This window comes from Burkholderia sp. 3C (assembly GCF_054589155.1).
The window spans coordinates 39,084-55,415 of sequence record NZ_BAAILN010000132.1 but is presented as its reverse complement, the minus strand read 5'-3'; the positions used below and the strand labels follow the sequence as shown (position 1 = coordinate 55,415).

General features: G+C 67.9%; 13 protein-coding genes and 1 pseudogene. 6 read left to right on the top strand and 8 right to left on the bottom strand.

Annotation, left to right across the window (positions count from 1 at the left end; genetic code table 11):
* The 4 genes and pseudogenes from ACYP33_RS26675 to ACYP33_RS26660 all read right to left on the bottom strand — a co-directional run.
* Window positions 1-221, bottom strand: a pseudogene (locus ACYP33_RS26675) (OmpA family protein); the annotation flags it as partial.
* A gap of 4 nt (window positions 222-225) precedes the next feature.
* Window positions 226-1,218, bottom strand: coding sequence for a type VI secretion system-associated protein TagF (tagF, locus tag ACYP33_RS26670; protein WP_414443774.1), 993 nt, complete (start codon window positions 1,216-1,218; stop codon window positions 226-228).
* Window positions 1,215-5,087: a type VI secretion system membrane subunit TssM gene (gene tssM, locus ACYP33_RS26665; RefSeq protein ID WP_414450457.1), complete on the bottom strand. Its 3,873-nt coding sequence runs from the start codon at window positions 5,085-5,087 to the stop codon at window positions 1,215-1,217. The genes tagF and tssM overlap by 4 nt, the downstream gene beginning before the upstream one ends.
* A 270-nt stretch (window positions 5,088-5,357) precedes the next feature.
* Window positions 5,358-6,209, bottom strand: coding sequence for a M15 family metallopeptidase (locus ACYP33_RS26660; protein ID WP_414443776.1), 852 nt, complete (start codon window positions 6,207-6,209; stop codon window positions 5,358-5,360).
* 123 nt (window positions 6,210-6,332) lie between these two features.
* Here ACYP33_RS26660 and ACYP33_RS26655 point away from each other — a divergent pair, with 123 nt between their 5' ends.
* Entirely contained in the window at window positions 6,333-7,409 is a 1,077-nt protein-coding gene (locus ACYP33_RS26655; RefSeq protein WP_459624546.1) for a phage tail protein, read from the top strand.
* 680 nt (window positions 7,410-8,089) lie between these two features.
* Complete coding sequence (locus ACYP33_RS26650; RefSeq protein WP_459624545.1) at window positions 8,090-9,121, top strand: transporter; 1,032 nt, start codon at window positions 8,090-8,092, stop codon at window positions 9,119-9,121.
* A 67-nt stretch (window positions 9,122-9,188) separates the two neighbouring features.
* Here the strand turns inward: ACYP33_RS26650 and ACYP33_RS26645 are convergent, their stop codons facing one another.
* A complete protein-coding gene (locus ACYP33_RS26645) occupies window positions 9,189-9,341 on the bottom strand; it encodes a DUF1427 family protein (RefSeq protein ID WP_459624544.1) in 153 nt (50 codons plus the stop codon).
* Between the two features lie 32 nt (window positions 9,342-9,373).
* Entirely contained in the window at window positions 9,374-10,351 is a 978-nt protein-coding gene (locus tag ACYP33_RS26640; protein ID WP_459624543.1) for a quinone oxidoreductase family protein, read from the bottom strand.
* 161 nt (window positions 10,352-10,512) lie between these two features.
* Between ACYP33_RS26640 and ACYP33_RS26635 the strand changes: the two genes are divergently transcribed.
* From ACYP33_RS26635 to ACYP33_RS26620, 4 genes are all read left to right on the top strand, one after another.
* Complete coding sequence (locus ACYP33_RS26635; RefSeq protein ID WP_414450453.1) at window positions 10,513-11,442, top strand: LysR family transcriptional regulator; 930 nt, start codon at window positions 10,513-10,515, stop codon at window positions 11,440-11,442.
* A gap of 431 nt (window positions 11,443-11,873) precedes the next feature.
* Window positions 11,874-12,365: an LEA/WHy family protein gene (locus ACYP33_RS26630; RefSeq protein ID WP_459624542.1), complete on the top strand. Its 492-nt coding sequence runs from the start codon at window positions 11,874-11,876 to the stop codon at window positions 12,363-12,365.
* 129 nt (window positions 12,366-12,494) lie between these two features.
* Complete coding sequence (locus tag ACYP33_RS26625; protein WP_459624541.1) at window positions 12,495-13,622, top strand: methyltransferase; 1,128 nt, start codon at window positions 12,495-12,497, stop codon at window positions 13,620-13,622.
* Window positions 13,623-13,716: 94 nt separating this feature from the next.
* Complete coding sequence (locus ACYP33_RS26620; protein ID WP_459624540.1) at window positions 13,717-14,562, top strand: class I SAM-dependent methyltransferase; 846 nt, start codon at window positions 13,717-13,719, stop codon at window positions 14,560-14,562.
* Window positions 14,563-14,729: 167 nt separating this feature from the next.
* Here the strand turns inward: ACYP33_RS26620 and ACYP33_RS26615 are convergent, their stop codons facing one another.
* Entirely contained in the window at window positions 14,730-15,305 is a 576-nt protein-coding gene (locus ACYP33_RS26615) for a DUF1415 domain-containing protein (protein WP_459624539.1), read from the bottom strand.
* Window positions 15,306-15,608: 303 nt separating this feature from the next.
* Window positions 15,609-16,226, bottom strand: coding sequence for a TetR/AcrR family transcriptional regulator (locus ACYP33_RS26610; RefSeq protein ID WP_459624538.1), 618 nt, complete (start codon window positions 16,224-16,226; stop codon window positions 15,609-15,611).
* Window positions 16,227-16,332: the final 106 nt, after the last annotated feature.

Here is a 16,332-nt window from a genome sequence, read left to right as displayed (position 1 = left end):
GGCAGGCCGCCGGCCGCCGCTGCGGCGCCCGCCGGCGGAATCAGCGTGGTGCGCACCGTCACGCCGCTCGTGTCGACGGGCGTGACGGTGGCCGGGCCGGCGTTGTCGGCGCGGGCCGCGAGCGGGGCGGCCAGCAGCAGCATCGCCAGCAGGGCGGGCGCGCCGAGCGCCGCCAAACCAGGCTGCCGCGTGCGGCTTCGCGGGAACACGGAGTTCGTCATGGCGTCAGGCCCCTCCGACGAACGCTTCGCGGAACGTGTCGATGGCCACGCGCAGCGACAGTTGCGGTTGTTCGAGGTAGCTGACGAGCTTGCTGATCGAGGGGTCTTGTTGCGCATGGGCGTCGATCCATTCGGGATCGTCGATGTCGATGTTGTGTTGCGAGTACGTTTGCGGGTCGACCACGCTGTGCAGCGTGCGCGCCGACGCGCCGTTGAAGCCGATGATCAGGCGTTCGCGCTCGGCGATCGTGCCGATGAAGATCGCCAGTTCGAAATCGGCCTGCGAGACGAACGGGGCCAGCAGCTCCATCCAGAACCCCGCCACCAGCGTGCGGTAGAACGGGTCCACCGGCAGCGGCAGCGTCAGGCCGCGCTCGATGTGCGACGAGCCGCTCTGCATGACCGGGCGCAGCAGCGAGCCGAGCGCCAGCATCGCGCCGCGCAGCTTCACCGGGTGGCCGCTCGCCAGCAGCATCTGTTCGAGGCCGAACAGCGACTGGTGCTCGACGAAATCGTTGAACGTGCCGTCGTGCGCGGTGCCGGGGCCGCCCGTGTCGATCGGCACGGTGGCGTCGCCGAGCGCCTGCAGCGCGCCGGGCGGCTCGTCCTTGCCGAGCACGGGCTTCATCAGCGCGGCGGCGCGCTGCCAGAGCCGCGCGAACGCGAGCGGGCTGCGCGCGATGAACGTCAGCGGCCGGTCCACCTCCAGCGCGGTGGCCGCGAGGAACGGGAAGCGGCGGTTCGAGGCGTCGTGGCTGGCGACCATGTGGCCGGCGATCGCGAGCTTGCTGCGCGAGCCGATGAACGCGAAGTGCATCGGCCGCGCGTTCTCGTACACGAGCTTCCAGCGCGGGTCGTCCGCCAGCAGTTCCATCGCCTGCGCGATCCAGCGGTCGAGCGTTTGCAGCAGTTGCGGGTTGTGCGCGCTTTTGACGAAATCGCCGCGCGACGGAATCTTGCCGAAGTAGGCGATCTGCGCCTGGACCGTTTGCGTCATTGCGCCCCCTGTGCATTCGATGCGTTGACGGCCGCGCCCGCGGCGGCCGGTGCGACGCCGGACGTGCCGGCCGGTGCCAGCGCCGTCGCGTTGACGGCGCCGCTGGCGCTCGTGTTGGCGATCGACGAAGGCAGGTGCAGGCCGCGCAGGCTCTGCTGCTGCGGGGCGTCGTTGCTGCCGCCGCCGCTGCCGCCGGTCGGCTGCGAGGTGCTGATGATGCGCATCGTCACCGCCACGTTCACGCCGCCCTGCGCCCAGGTCAGGTCGAAGGTGCCGTCCGGGCGGCGCGTGCGCTGCGCCGAGTTGATCAGCTTCTCCAGGCCGTAGCGGCCCGGTTCGTTGACCAGCGTGATGGTGCGGCCGTCGAAGGTGGTCGCGTTCAGCGTCGCCCCCGGCGAGCCGGCCGGGTTCGGCCACACGAAGTTGGTCCACTGCGGCGGCGTGTTGCGGTAGCGCAGTTGCTGGCCGTCGATCGCGAGCGTCCATTCGGTGGTGCCGCTGCTCGGCTGCGGCAGGACCTGGAACACGGTCTGCGGTTCGGAGGCCGCCGCGCCGCCGCCGGCCGCGCCGCCCGCGAGCGGGGCCACCCAGCTCGCGAAGCCGCTGGTGAAGTCCGGCGTCAGCGAGAGGCCCATGTCGCCCCAGGTGCGAGCCGTCAGCGTGTCGCCACGGCGCACCGCGAGCGGCCCGAGCGTGGTGCCGACGAACTTCGAGATCGAGCCGTCCGGGCCGAACACCTGCGCGATCTCGCTCGCGCCGGCCTCGATCTTCGCGCCGGCCGCGAACGGATACTTGTTCGCGAGCGAGGCCTGGAACGTCTGGTAGACCTGCGCGTTCCACACCTTGTTGACCTCGACCGTGGCCGGCTGGATCACCACCTGGAACGCCTGCAGCAGCGGGCGCACCAGCAGCGGACGCAGCGACTTGCGTTGCGAATCGGTCAGGCCGGTGAGCATCTGCTCGTCCACGTACTTCAGCGAATCGGCCAGTTCCGAGCCGTTGCCGTCGAGCGTCTGCTGCATCAGCTGGCGCGCGCCGGGGCCGGGGTCGCCCTGGTTCTTGATCACGTTGAAGCGGGTGCGGACCTTCGACAGCGTGTCCATGTAGCCCTTCAGCATCGACTGGCCGCCGTCGTGCGGCTGGACGATCCGGCCGAGGCCGACGAACTCCTGGCCGATCGGCCCCATCGGCGCTTCCACCGGGTTGCCGTTGATGTCGATGTTGGCCGTGAGCTGACCGCCCGGCTTGCGCGCGAACCACTGCTTGACCCAGTTCACGACGCCCGTCTGCGCCTTCTTGATGGTGACGTTGGCGAGCGACGGGTTATCCCACGAGGTCTGCTCGTAGGCGGTGTCGAGCACCTTGCGGATCGGCGAATCCTGCGGGTCGCCGAGCTTGTTCATCGCATCGACGGCCTGCCCGAAGCTGCCGAAATTCTGCACGGCGATGCCCTGCATGAACTTCTGCCAGTGCTGCGCGTATTCCGTCTTGTACATGCCCACCAGCACCTTCTGGATCTGCTCGGGGCTGCCTTCCAGCGTCAGGTCGTCCTGCGAGGCGACGTTGAGCACCCAGTCCTTGGCCTGCAGTTCCTTGGTGGCCGCGTCGCGAATCGCCGGCTGCACGTAGTCGAACCACGCGTCGCGCGTGAACGTGCCGGGGATCGCGTAGCTGCCGGCGACGAGGGCGGTGTTGTCCTCGCCGACGATGCGCGCGACGGTCATCGGCGCGTAGCGCGTCGAGGCGCGCGCCTTGATTTCCTCGTACACGCGCTGGCGGGCCGGCATGCCGCGCACCACGTGGCGCAGGTTCTCGCGGGTCTGGTCGACCAGCGCGAGGTTCGCGTCGATCATCGGCCAGTCGTTGTCCTGCACGCGCGACAGATAGAACGTGATCATGCGCTCGGCGCTGCGGATCATCTCGTCGCGCGGCATGGTTCCACGATTGGTTTCCAGCCAGCCGCGCCAGAAGCGGGCGATCTGGTCGGTCAGGTGGGCCTGCTCGACGTGCCGCTTGTCCGACAGCATCAGGTAGGTTTTGAGCGCGTTGTAGGCGTCCTCGACGTTGGTCGGCGACGCGTCGTTGTACAGGCCGCCCTGCGATTGCGGCTGCATCGGCGATTTGTCCGACACCGGCACCGCGCCCGATTCCGGCGCGCGCGTCATCGGCGCGAGCTGGTCGGGGTGCGCGTCCACGTCCTTCAGGAACGCGGCCAGGTTGTCGGCCACCGGCGTCAGCATGATCTGGCGCACGCCGTTGTAGTACTCGGTCAGCAGGCGTTCTTCGAGGCGGTCGCCCTGGTACAGGCCGAGCGACACCGAGATCGGCTTGTCGTGGCGGAACTGCTCGAGCTGCTCGATGCGATCTTCCAGGATGTCCATCGCCTGCAGGCGCGATTGCAGATCGTTGCGGTTCTGTTCGAGCTTGGCGATGTTGTCGAGATCGGCCTGCACGTTCGACACCAGCTGCTGGTTGCCGATGGTCGACCAGGTCCAGCCGCCGAGCGCCAGCGCGAGCACGGCGACGAAGCCGAAGAACGTCGCGTAGCGCATCCGCGTCTTGGCGGGGCTGGCGAACTGGCGCACGGTCTTGCGGTCCTCGAAGATCACCTTCGAGAACAGGTCGCGCAGGAAGAAGCCGTTCTTCGAGAACGCGCTGGGCGGCTTGGGCAGCGTGTCGCCGTCGAGCGCGAAGCGCGTGGCGATGCGCTGCGCGGCGGCGCTGTTGGTTTCGCCTTCCTGCAGCGCGCTGGTGAAATAGAAGCCGCGGAAGATCGGCTTGTACTGGAACGGGTTGTTCTCGAACAGCGTGGCCAGGAACGCGCGCAGCGTCGGCTTGATCGACGCGAATTCGAGCGGGAAGCTCAACTGGCCCGGCGACAGCATGTCGCCGCGGTTGATCGACAGCTGCGCGACGCTGATTTCCTTGAGGCCGTCGTACAGCTCCTCGAAGCGCTCGTCGAACAGGGCCACCACGTCGCGCTTCTCGTCCGGCTCGTAGGGCAGCGTCGCGCCCCACACGCGGTCGTATTCCTGGCGGTCGCTGCTGCTGAAGAATTCGGTGAAGCCGGTGATCAGGTCGGCCTTGGTGAACATCACGTACACCGGCGCGAACACTTCGAGCTTCTCGGTCAGTTCCTGCACGCGCTGGCGCAGGTTCTTCGCCAGGTTGATGGCGAATTCGGGGCGGCTGCCGGTCAGCTCGGCGATGCTGGCGGTGACGATGATGCCGTTGATCGGCGCCTTCGGGCGATGCTTCTTGAGCAGGCCCAGGAAGCCGAGCCATTCGCTGCGATCTTCCTCGTGCACCGAATAGCGGCCGGCGGTGTCGAGCAGGATGCCTTCGGTCGTGAAGAACCAGTCGCAGTTGCGCGTGCCGCCGATGCCGTGGATCACGGCGCTGTTCTTGTCCGCGAACGGGAATTGCAGCCCCGAGTTGATCACCGCGCTGCTCTTGCCGGCCGCCGGGTTGCCGATCACGATGTACCACGGCAGTTCGTAGAGCGCCTGACCGCCCGACACCTGGCCGATCTTCGAGGTCTTGATGGTCTTGACGGTATCCACCAGCCGCGCGCGCAGCGTGTCGATCTCGGCGGCCTTGGCCGGCTCGACCGAGGCGGTCGCGGCCTTGTCGACCCCGGCCTGCTCCTCGAGCATGTCGCCGAGCTTGCGATTCGCGCGGCGCACGCGCAGGCGCTTGATCAACTGGACGATCAGCCACAGCGCCAGGATCACGCCGAGGATCGCGAGCGGATAGCCGAAGCCGATCTGCAGGGCGTCCGCCGCGATGAACAGGATGGCGGCGAGCGCGACGAACCCGAAAATCGAAAGCGTGCGCGGGTGAGTCAACACGTTGAGGATGCGTTGCATAGGACGGTCAGGTTCCGGTGCGAATCAATGGGGTGAGGCGATGGCGAGCGTGCGCCGACAGCGTGAGCGCCGAACGTGACGTCACGCTGAATGTTCTTCGCAAGGGGAAAGGAGAAGGCGAGGGGAACGGCCGGGGCGCGCCCGTTCCGAAGCGTCGTGGCGAGCAGCGGCCGCGCGCGCGGTGCGGCGCTCCCCGTGATGCGGATGGCCGGCTTGCAGCCCGGCCTTGTCGTTCATCTGCCCCATACCGCCCTCAGGTGTTCCGCGCCCTCATTGGGGCGGCGGATGTCCCAGTTTGAAACCGGGTTTATGGTATTCGACGTGGCCGAGGTCCATCATTTTCCACCGGCCACCCCAGGTCAAGCCAACCTGCTCGGCGACTTGTCCGTATAACTGATAACCGCGCATCGCCCACGGATCCTTTTCGGAGATCACCAGCTTGCCGTCGCGCAGGAATGCGTTGTCGGCGGCCAGCCCGAACTGGTGATAACTCTGATACGCGGCCGCATTGGTCACGTTGGAGCCGATCGCCGCGAGCCGGTTCTGCCGTTCCGGGCTTCGATAACCTTCGAGCAGCGCCATTTCATACCCGTATTGCTCGTGCATGATCTTGTAGACCAGCAGCAAGCGCGTGCGGAAATCCGGATCGAGCAAATTCCAATCGCGACTCGCATCCTTCAACGCAGGCCGGATCTGCTCCACTTCGCGCGTGGCGAATACTTCGGGAGGCAGCGGCGGCGGCGGGACGAGCTGTTCGCCTTGCAAAAGCGCGGCGATCTTTTCGTCGGGAACGCGAATGGTGTCATCGTATTGGAATAATTGCCGACCTCGTAACGCAATCGCGATCAACGGAGGCGTCGCAAGAATACCCGTCGCGCAGATAATCAGCAAGCGGCGCCGAATCAGTAATTTTTGCAGTTGATTTAATGAACTCTGCGAAATTTTTGCCGATTTAACGATGTGACCGCGAGTGCGTGTCGCGCGATCGAAAACCCGACGGCTTAATCGGCCGTGAAATTGCGTGACCGTGGAAAAAACGTGGGATCTCACGCCCGGTAATAACAGCATGGCGGCAATCAGCACGGCGATGGCGAAATACACGATCAGTACGACGGCAATCACAGAAAACCCCGGTTTTTACAATCGATTGTCTTTTAGAAGGCTTGCTCTTAGAATCAGGCCTGCTTCGAATCGGCCGGACGATATTATTGCGGCGAATTAACCCAGGATTCAACGAGACATTGAATGAGTGCGCCGGAAGATTCAAATCGCAAAGCCCCACCGAGTCTGCTATCCGAACCGGGCAAGTCGGGCGGGCAGAACGATTCACGTATTCTCGCCAATCTCGAAGGGCGGGTTTCTCAGCAATCGGCCGGTGAAAATGCGTCGGGCGGCCGTTCGCGCAAGGGGCTGTTTGCGTTGATCGCGCTGGCGCTGGTCGCGGTGGCGGGCTGGGGCGCATGGCGGGTGCAGTCGCAATCGGCCGGTGCGCCGGCCACCGTCACGGCGAGCGCGGCGTCGTCGGCTTCGGCCGCTTCGGCCGCTGCGGCAGCCAAGGTCGCGGCTGCTTCGGGGGGCGCGGCCAGCGGCGTGCAGCTCGCGCAGGCGGCGTCGGGTTCGGCTTCGGCCAATGCCTCCGCTTCCGATGCCGCGCCGCAAACCGCCACCATCGTCAACGACGATTCCGCATCGAGCGCGCAGGCCGCCACCGTGGCGGGCGCTTCGGGTGCGTCGGGCGACCGGCTCTCGCAGGCGCTGGCCAACGGCGCGTCGAACGCCAATTCGAATTCCAGCACGACGCTCGCCGCCGGCGCGGCCGCCACGGTAGCCGCGACAGCCGTGGCCGGCAAGGTCGCCGGCAGCAAGGACAAGCACGGTCACGACGAGGCCAAGGCCGGTGTGAAGTCCGAGCCGAAGTCCGAATCGAAGGCCGAGGCGCGGCTCGCCGCCGCCGAGGCGAAGCGGCAGGCCGCGCACGACCGGCAGGAGCTGGCCGCGAAGAAGCGCCACGATCGCCAGCTCGAAGCGGCCGCGAAGCGCGGCAAGAACGACGACCCCGATGTGGACCTGCTGGCCGCGCTCGTCTCGCGCACCAAGCCGGCCGATCCGGGGCCGCCCGCGCCGCCCAGGCACAAGGGCAAGGACGGCGGCGTGACCAAGGTCGCCTCGGCCGACACTGGTGGCTCGCTCGCGGCGCGCGTCAAGGAATGCGGCCAGCGCGGTTTCTTCGAGGATCAACTGTGCCGTTGGCGGGTGTGCGACGGCCACTGGGGCAAGGACGCCGCCTGCCCGAGTTCGGCGAACACCAGCCACCAGCCCTGATCGCGGGGCGGCACGCAGCCTGCGCTGCGGGGGGCGTGCCTGCTACTTTCGGCGGTCCGTCCTGGCCGCTGCGTCCTTGCTTCATCGCCTCGCGGCTGTCCGGTGCGTGCGCGCTATTTCCAGTGGTTCGTCCTGACCGCTGTGTCCGTGCTTCATCGCTTCGCGGCCGTTCGGTGCGAGCGCCACTTCCGGCGGTTCGTCCTGGCCGTCGCCCCCTCGCTTCATCGCTTCGCGGCCGTTCGGTGCGCGCGCGCCACTTCCGGCGGTTCTTCCGGGCCGTCGCCTCCTCGCTTCATCGCCTCGCGGCCGTTCGGTGCGTGTCCGCCATTTCAGGCGGATCTTCCAGGCCGTCGCCTCCTCGCTTCATCGCCTCGCCGCCGCCCGGCGCATGTCCGCCATTTCCGACGGATCTTCCTGTCTGCTGCGTCCTTGCTTCGCCCCCTCGCCGCCGCTCGACGCCCGTCCGATCGATTCGCGGTTCCTCCCGTCTTTCGCTATGCTTCGTGGCCGGCGCGCTTCGCCGGGTGCGACGCGCTTTCAAGATGCTTTCGCACGCCGAATCCTGTCGTGCCGATGCGACGCGTTCATGGCGATTCCATGACGCGCCATCACGCTGACATGCGCATCGGCGACACATGGGTGCGATGCAAGCTGAAGACGGAATCCCCGCAGGACAGTCGATGAAACCAGAGATGATCATTCCCACCTACGGCGCCGATACGAGCGGCATGGTGTGCGCGTTCCGGTTCACGCCGGATTCGGCCGGCGTACCGGTCGATGCCGGCGCGGGCGGTGTCGAGTTGCGGGAGATGCCGGCCCCCGGCGCCGCGAGCGGCGATTTCCAGTGGCTGCATTTCAACCTCGCGCACGGCGCGAGCGAGCGCTGGATGCGGGCCAATCTCGACCTGCCCGAAACCTATTACGAGTTCCTGCGGGAAGGGTCGCACTCCACGCGCATCGAGCAGCAGGACGGCGTGCTGCGCGCGGTGGTCAACGACGTGATGTTCAGCCTCGACATGGAGGCGGTGGAAGTGGCGACGCTGTGGGTCTACATCGACCGCCGCATGATGGTGACGGCGCGGCTCAAGCCGCTGCGCTCGGTCGATACGCTGCGCGAAAGCGTGCGGCAGGGCGAGCGCTTTCGCTCCCCGACCGAACTGCTGATCCACCTGCTGCGCGATCAGGCCGACGTGATGCAGCACATCGTGCGGCGCGCGAGCGTCGACATCGACCGCATCGAGGATCGGTTCCTCTCGCAGCGCCCGACCGCGAACCGCGATCAGCTCGGCTCGATGCGACGGCGGCTGACGCGCCTGCAACGGATGCTGGCGCCGGAGCCGGGTTCGATCTTCCGGCTGCTGGCCAAGCCGCCCGCCTGGCTGCTCGGCGAGGACGTGCAGGAGCTGCGCGAATCGACCGAAGAGTCGTCGCTGGTGCTGGCCGACCTGGCCGGCCTCATCGAGCGGATCAAGCTGTTGCAGGAAGAGATCACCTCGCGGCTCGACGAACAGAACAACCGCACGCTGTTTACGCTGACGATCGTTACCGTGATCGCGTTGCCGATCAACATCGTGGCCGGCTTTTTCGGCATGAACGTGGGCGGCGTGCCGCTCGCCGAGAACAAGCACGGCTTCTGGCTGATGGTGCTGTTCGTCGCGATGTTCACGGCGCTCACCGCGTGGTGGGCGTTCCGGCGGCGTGGGGATCGCTGAACCGGTGCGAATGGCCGATGCAAGCTTCCGACGCTGGCGGTCATGTAAACCGCTGGCGCAAACCCCCTCACCGCAACCAGCGAATCGCCGTCTCGCCGATCACCATGCCGAGCAGCCCGATCAGAGCAATCAGCGGCGGGGCCGGCGAGCGCACGTTCAACACGCCGTACAGCACGCCCACCCCCAGTCCCACTCCCATCGACACCGCGTAGTCGATCATCTTGCGTCTCCCCTTGACTGCCGCCGCGCCGGTCACGGACGGATCAGCACGCGTTCGCGCGCGCCGGCCAGCACCGCGCGATAGGCGTCGTGCGCGCCGTCGAGCGGGTAGACGTGATCCGCCGTGATCGGGAACGGCCGCAGCGTGCCGGTTTCGAAATCGGGCGCCAGTTCGTCGAGGATGCGCGCGCAAGCCACCCCGTCGAGCGCCAGCGAATCGACGCCGACGAACGTGTGCTGGCCGCGATAGAACGCGAAGATGTCGAACGGCACGCTGCGCTCCAGCGTCGAGATGAAGATCTGGCGCGCGCCGATCGCCATCGAGGCGTTGGCGGCTGCGAAGTAGGGGCTGCCGACCGTGTTGTAGACGATGTCCGCGCCGTGGCCGCCGGTCATCTCGCGCACCGTGGCGGCGATGTCCTGGCTCGATGCGTCGAGCACCGTCACCGCGCCGCAGGCATGGCCGCGATATGCGCCTGCCGTGCGTTCCACGCCGATCACGCGCGCGCCGCGCGCACTGGCCAATTGGATCGTCGCTTGCCCGACCTTGCCGTTCGCGCCGAACACCAGCACCACCTCGCCCGCCTGCGGCATGCCCGCGCGGCGCAGGCCCTCGTAGGCGGTGATAAACGGCACGCCCACGCCGGCCGCCTCGTCGAGCGACATCGCGGCCGGCTTGCGGCGCACCTGGGCCGCCTCGACCCGCAGTTGCTGCGCATGCGAGCCGTCGCGGCGAATGCCCAGCTCGCCGCCCGAGCCCCAGACCTGCGCGCCGACCCAGTCGGCGGGGCCGAGCCGCACCACGCCCGCCCAGTCGCGGCCCGGCGTGCGCGGCCAGATGGCGTGCGGCATGTTGCCGAGCGCGGCCTTGACGTCGCTCGGGTTGACGCCGGCGGCGTGGATGTCGATCAGCATCTGGCCGTCGGTGACGACGGGCGAGGGGGCGTCCTGAATCGGGGCGACGAATGATTCGATGTCGCGGGCGGCGGTGTCGAGCACGATGCGTTGCATGGCGGAACTCCTGGGTGGTCAGTGAATGGATGCCAGTCTAGGCACGCCGCGTTGACGCGGAAATATGCAAAGGCGCATCATCGCTTTGCTTAAAACGCAAAGGCACGCAAAGGCATGCGAAGGCCACGCCAGGCCTCGAACCGTTTCCGGACGATCTCTTCATGGAATCCATTCTTTCCCCGCATCTGGCCGTGTTCGTCGACGTGATCGAGTTGCAGAGCTTTTCGGCGGCGGCGCGGCGGCACGACGTGGCCACCTCGTCGGTCGCGCGGCGCATCGATCAACTGGAGGCGCAGCTCGGCGTGCGCGTGCTGCACCGGAGCACCCACGCGATGCGGCCGACCGAGGCCGGCCAGTTGCTGTACGAGCGCGCCAAGGCGCTGCTGGCCGGCATGCGCGGCCTGCAGGCCGAATTGCACCGGCAGCGCGACGAGCCGGGCGGCCTGGTGCGGATCGACTGCCCGGCGCCGTTCGGGCGGCTGCATTTGATGCCGGCCGTGTCGGCGTTCATGCGGCGTCATCCGGCGGTCGTGGTGGAACTCGTGCTGACCGACAGCATGGTCGACCTGCCCGGTGACCGGCTCGGCTCGGACGTCGATCTGGCGTTGCGGATCGGGCCGGTGGCGGCCTCCCGCTTCGTCGCCACCACGCTCGCGCCGCAGGTGCGCGTGCTGTGCGCGAGTCCGGCCTACCTGGCCGCGCGCGGCGCGCCGGCTTCGCTCGACGAACTGGCGCGTCACGATTGCCTCGCCTGGCACGGCTCGCCGCCGCCCGGCGCGTGGCGGTTCGGCGCGCGGCGCGTGGCGCCCGACGCGCCGCGATTTCGCAGCAACCATTCCGAGGCCTTGCTGGCGGCCGCGATCGAGGGCATCGGCATCGCGCATTTGCCGACCTGGCTGGCTGGCGCCGCGCTGCGCAACGGCTTGCTGGTCGCGCTGGAAATCGACGGTGCGGCGCCCGTGACGGAAGACGCGACGATCCATCTGCTGCGCCAGCAATCGGGCGGCAGCGCAAGCACGCTCGCGCTGGTCGAATTCCTGCGCGTCTGGTTCGCCGAGCCGGCCTGGCGGCATGCGGCGTCGAACGGGTGAGGCCGGGGCGAACGGCCGATGGCCCGTCACTCCACGACGGCGTGCGGGCGCGGCGGCAAATAGGCGAGGTCGGGTTGAACGGCCGGTGCCCCGGAATTGCGAGCCGGCGCGTTGGTGCGGCTGCAAATAGGTGAGTTCTGACCGCACGACTGGTGCCCCGGAATTGCGAGCCGGCGCGTTGATGCGGCTGCAATTGGGTGAGTTCTGACCGCACGGCTGGCGATCCGGAATTCCAAGCCGGCGCGTGGGTGCGGCTGCAAATGGATGAGTTCTGACCGAACGGCCGGTGCCCCGGAATGCCGAGCCGGCGCGTGGATGCGGCGGCAAATGAGCGAGGTCCGGTCGAACCCCCGGCAACCCGGAACTCCAGGGCGGTGCGCGGGTCCAGTGCGGGTACGGTTCGAACGGTTCACAAGGACGGAGGACGGACGATGCGGCGTCGCGATGCGGTGCGTTGGCTTGGAATGACTGGCGTCGGGGTGGGTGCGCTGCTGCTCGGCGGTTGCGCGACGCTGGGCGGCGATCCGCTGCGGGTCGGCGTGGTGGGCCTCGATCCGCTGCCGGGGCAGGGGCTGGAGATGCGCTTCGCGCTGCGGCTGCGCGTGCAGAACCCGAACGGCACGCCGGTGGATTACGACGGCATCGCGCTCGATCTCGACCTCAACGATCGTGCGTTCGCAAGCGGCGTCAGCGACGCGCGCGGCACCGTGCCGCGCTTCGGCGAGGTCGTGGTCAGCGTGCCGATCACGGTGACGGCGTTCGCCGCGGCCCGCCAGGCGTTCGCGTTCGCCGACGCGGCCTCGGCCGGGCGGATTCCGTATCGGTTGCGCGGCAAGCTGTCGTCGGGCATGTTCGGCGGCATGCGCTTTACCGACGCCGGCTCGCTGAAATGGCCGGTCGCACCGGCCTACGGCGGTTACTGACGTCGCGCGCGGCGGCGCGTCGTCTTGCTGCGCTGCATCGTGTCGCTTGGGCCAACGGCTCGCGGCGAGCGATAATCCGGCGTGCGCGCCGCGCACCTTCGTTTTACCCGATTGCTTTTGCCGACTGCCGTGACCGACTATCCGACCCTTCATTTCATCGACGCGAACGGCGCCGAGCGCACGCTGCGCTGGCGCTCCGAGGCCGGCTCGCCGCCGCCCAAGCGCGTCGCCATCGCCGACGACACGACCACGGCCGACGCCGCGTACCGGCTCGCCTGCGAAGGGACGGCGCTGCTCTGGCAGGGCGATTTCCAGAACGCGCGGCAGTTGCTGCAAGCGATGGCGCGCCGCATCGACCGCCGGCCGAAGAAGGCGGCCGATTCGTCGGTGGACGCGTTCAACCTGCACCGGCTCGGCCAGTCGCAGCGTGCGCGCACGCTCGGCATGCTGCTGATCCCGCTCGACGCCGATTACACCATCCCGCTGCGCCGCGCGCCCGATTTGCACGAGGCCTGCGTCGAAGCGTATGGCGCGGGCGGCGAGCCGTCGGTGGCGTCGTTGCGCGAATTGCTCGGCCTGATCGGCGCGCACGAGTGGCGCAAGAAGGGCGTGGAGATTCCGGCGCTCGGCGAGCGCATCCATCCGCATTACGGCGTGTTCTCGCCGGTGCGCGGCGAATATGTCGAACTGATCGCACGCGCGGCGCTGCCGTCCACCGCGCTGGCCTTCGATATCGGCACCGGCACCGGTGTGCTCGCGGCGCTGCTGGCGCAGCGCGGCGTGGCCCGCGTGGTGGCCACCGATCTCGATCCGCGCGCGCTGGCTTGCGCGGCCGAGAACCTCGACCGGCTCGGCCTGGCCGCGCGCGTCGAGCTGGTCGAGGCCGACCTGTTCCCCGAGGGCCGCGCGCCGCTGGTGGTCTGCAACCCGCCGTGGGTGCCGGCGCGGCCCAGCTCGCCGATCGAATATGCCGTCTACGATCCGGACAGCCGCATGCTGAAGGGTTTTCTGGCCGGGCTGGCCGATCACCTCGAAGCGGGCGGAGAGGGCTGGTTGGTGCTGTCCGATTTCGCCGAGCATCTGGGCCTGCGCACGCGCGAGGCGCTGCTCGGCTGGATCGACGCGGCGGGCCTGACCGTGCTGGGCCGCGAGGACATCAAGCCGGTCCATCCGAAAGCCGCCGACGCCGACGATCCGCTGCACCGCGCCCGCTCGGCCGAAATCACCTCGCTCTGGCGGCTCGGCGCACGCGCCTGAGGCCGGTCGCGCGAATTTCGGTAAACTGCGCCCATTCCATCCGTATTCCGCCGGGTTCGGGCCGCTTTAGCGGCGCGGGCCGGCCGCCTGCACCATGTCGAACAAGACCTACGAAATCCGTCCCGAGCAATCGGTCGAGCTGCTCAAGGAGCTCCATATCCTGACGCGCGACGGCAAGATGAACCAGGACAGCCGTCGCAAGCTCAAGCAGGTCTATCACCTGTATCAGTTCATCGAGCCGTTGCTGGAGAACGTCGCCGCCGACAAGGGCGGCGTGAGCCTGGTCGATCACGGCGCGGGGAAGTCCTATCTGGGCTTCATCCTGTACGACCTGTTCTTCAAGTCGCGTCCGGCCGACGGCTCGCATATCTACGGTATCGAGACGCGCGAGGAATTGGTCGAGCGCTCGACCGCGCTGGCGACGCGGCTCGGTTTCGGCGGGATGTCGTTCGAGAACCTGTCGGTGGCCGATTCGATCACGTCGCCGAGGCTGCCCGAGTCGATCGACGTGGTGACCGCGCTGCACGCCTGCGACACCGCCACCGACGACGCGATCCGCTTCGCGCTGGCCAAGCAGGCGCGCCATATCGTGCTGGTGCCGTGCTGCCAGGCCGAGGTGGCCGGCGTGCTGCGCAAGAACAAGGGCAAATCGCTCGCCAACGCGCTGACGGAAGTCTGGCGCCATCCGCTGCATACGCGCGAATTCGGCAGCCAGATCACCAACGTGCTGCGCTGCCTGCAACTCGAGGCGCATGGTTATCAGGTCAGCGTGACGGAACTGGTTGGCTGGGAGCACTCGATGAAGAACGAGCTGATCGTCGCGCAGTACAAGAACCTGCCGCGCCGCAAGGCCGGCGAGCGCCTGGGCGAGATCCTCGCGATGTTCGGGCTGGCCGAACTCGATGCGCGCTTTTTCGCGCCCGAGGCGGCCGACGCCTGAATGCTGGGCGCTTGAAAGCCGAAAGCCGAAAGCCGAAAGCCGAAAGCCGAAAGCCGAAAGCCGAAAGCCGAAAGCCGAAAGCCCGAACCCCGGGCGCGCGCCGCGCCTGCCCGCCGCGTCGCTTCTCCTCCCTTCGCTGCTTCTCTCTCCGTTTCCCGCGCCGGCGCTCAGTCGCCGGCCTTCTCCGGGTCGCCATCGCTGCCGGCCATCCACGTCTGCCAGCCCGCATGTCCGAGCCGCCGCAAGGTCGCCTGATTCCGTTCGTAGATGTCGGCCGCGTCCGGAAACGCTTCCACGGCGCGGTCGAGGCTTGCCTCGCGCAGCAGATGCAGGATCGGATACGGCGCGCGGTTCGTGAAGTTCTCGATGTCGTCCGGCTCGCTGCCGTCGAACCGGTAATGCGGATGGAAGCTCGCGATCTGCAGCGCGCCGTCGAGCCGCAATTGCTGGAGCAGGCGGTCGGCGAAATGGATCGCGTCGTTGAATTCGTCGAAATCGGCCAGCGCGGCCGGGTAGATCACGAGCGTGGTGTCCACCTCGTCCGGGTCCGCTTCGGCCAGCTCGCGCAGCGCCGGTTCGAGATCGGCGAGCGCGTCCTCGAACGAGGTGGCCTCGCTGATCGTGTAGCGGATCTGATCCTTGACGTGGACGGCCTTGGCGAACGGGCACAGGTTCAGGCCGATCACGGCGCGCGTGAGCCAGTGGCGCGTGGTGTCGAGGACGGTTTGGCGGGGATCGGTCATGACGTGATGGCGGAGCGGGCGGAGCAGCCGGCATTGTAGCGGGTGGGATGCGGCGGTTTCGCGGGGCGCGCGGCCGGCTGCGGCATCGCGGCCGATGCGCGGCCGAGCGCTCGATGCTCGATCCGATCGCGGCCGATGCGCGTCTCGATCCGGGTTCGAAACGCGGCCGGTGGTTTCCCGGCGAAATCCGCCGCGCCCCGATCATGCATTCCCGCCGGCCGCCGGCCGCCGCCCGCCTCGAATCGCCCGCATCAAACGCAAGCCTCAAACACAAGCCTCAAACACAAGCCTCAAACACAAGCCTCAAACACAAGCCGCGTCGATCAGCGCGCGCACCAGCCGCGGCGCGCTGCCGACCGGGCTGTCGTCGGCGCGATAGCTCTGGCTCGCCGTGTAGATGCCCTCGATCACGAGCGCGATGCTGTCGGCCAGCAGCAGCGGGTCGCGCGCGCCGGCGCCGGTGGCCAGCGCGATCAGGCGGTGCTTCAGTTCCGATTTGTTGTCGGCCACCGACACGCGCGCCGGATGCGCGGCGTCGGGAAACTCCACCGCCACGTTGACGAACGGGCAGCCGCGGTAATCGGGTGCCGCGCTGCGCCGCGTGAGATCGTCGACGAACTTCAGCAGTTGCGCCTTCGGATCGCCGGGCAATTGCTCGGCCAGTTGGTCGAAGCGGTCGAAGTAGTTGCAGTTCTTGCGCTCGATATAGGCGAGCACCAGTTCGTCCTTCGACGAAAACTGCCGGTACAGGCTCATCTTGTTGACGCCGGCCCGCTCGACCACCGCATCGATGCCGACCGCCCGCACGCCTTCCCGATAGAACAGGTGTTCGGCCGCGTCGATCAGTTGCGTGTGCGCGCTCGCGCCCGAGGTGGGCGAGCGGCGCGACGCGGCGGCGGATTTGGTGGAGGATGCGCTCATCGGCAATGACCTTGGCAGAAGCGGGTGAATTTTGAACGGCGCTTGACATGTTACTGGTCGGTAACTACGATCGCAAGCTCTTGTGACCGGCCGGTAACGCGTCGGT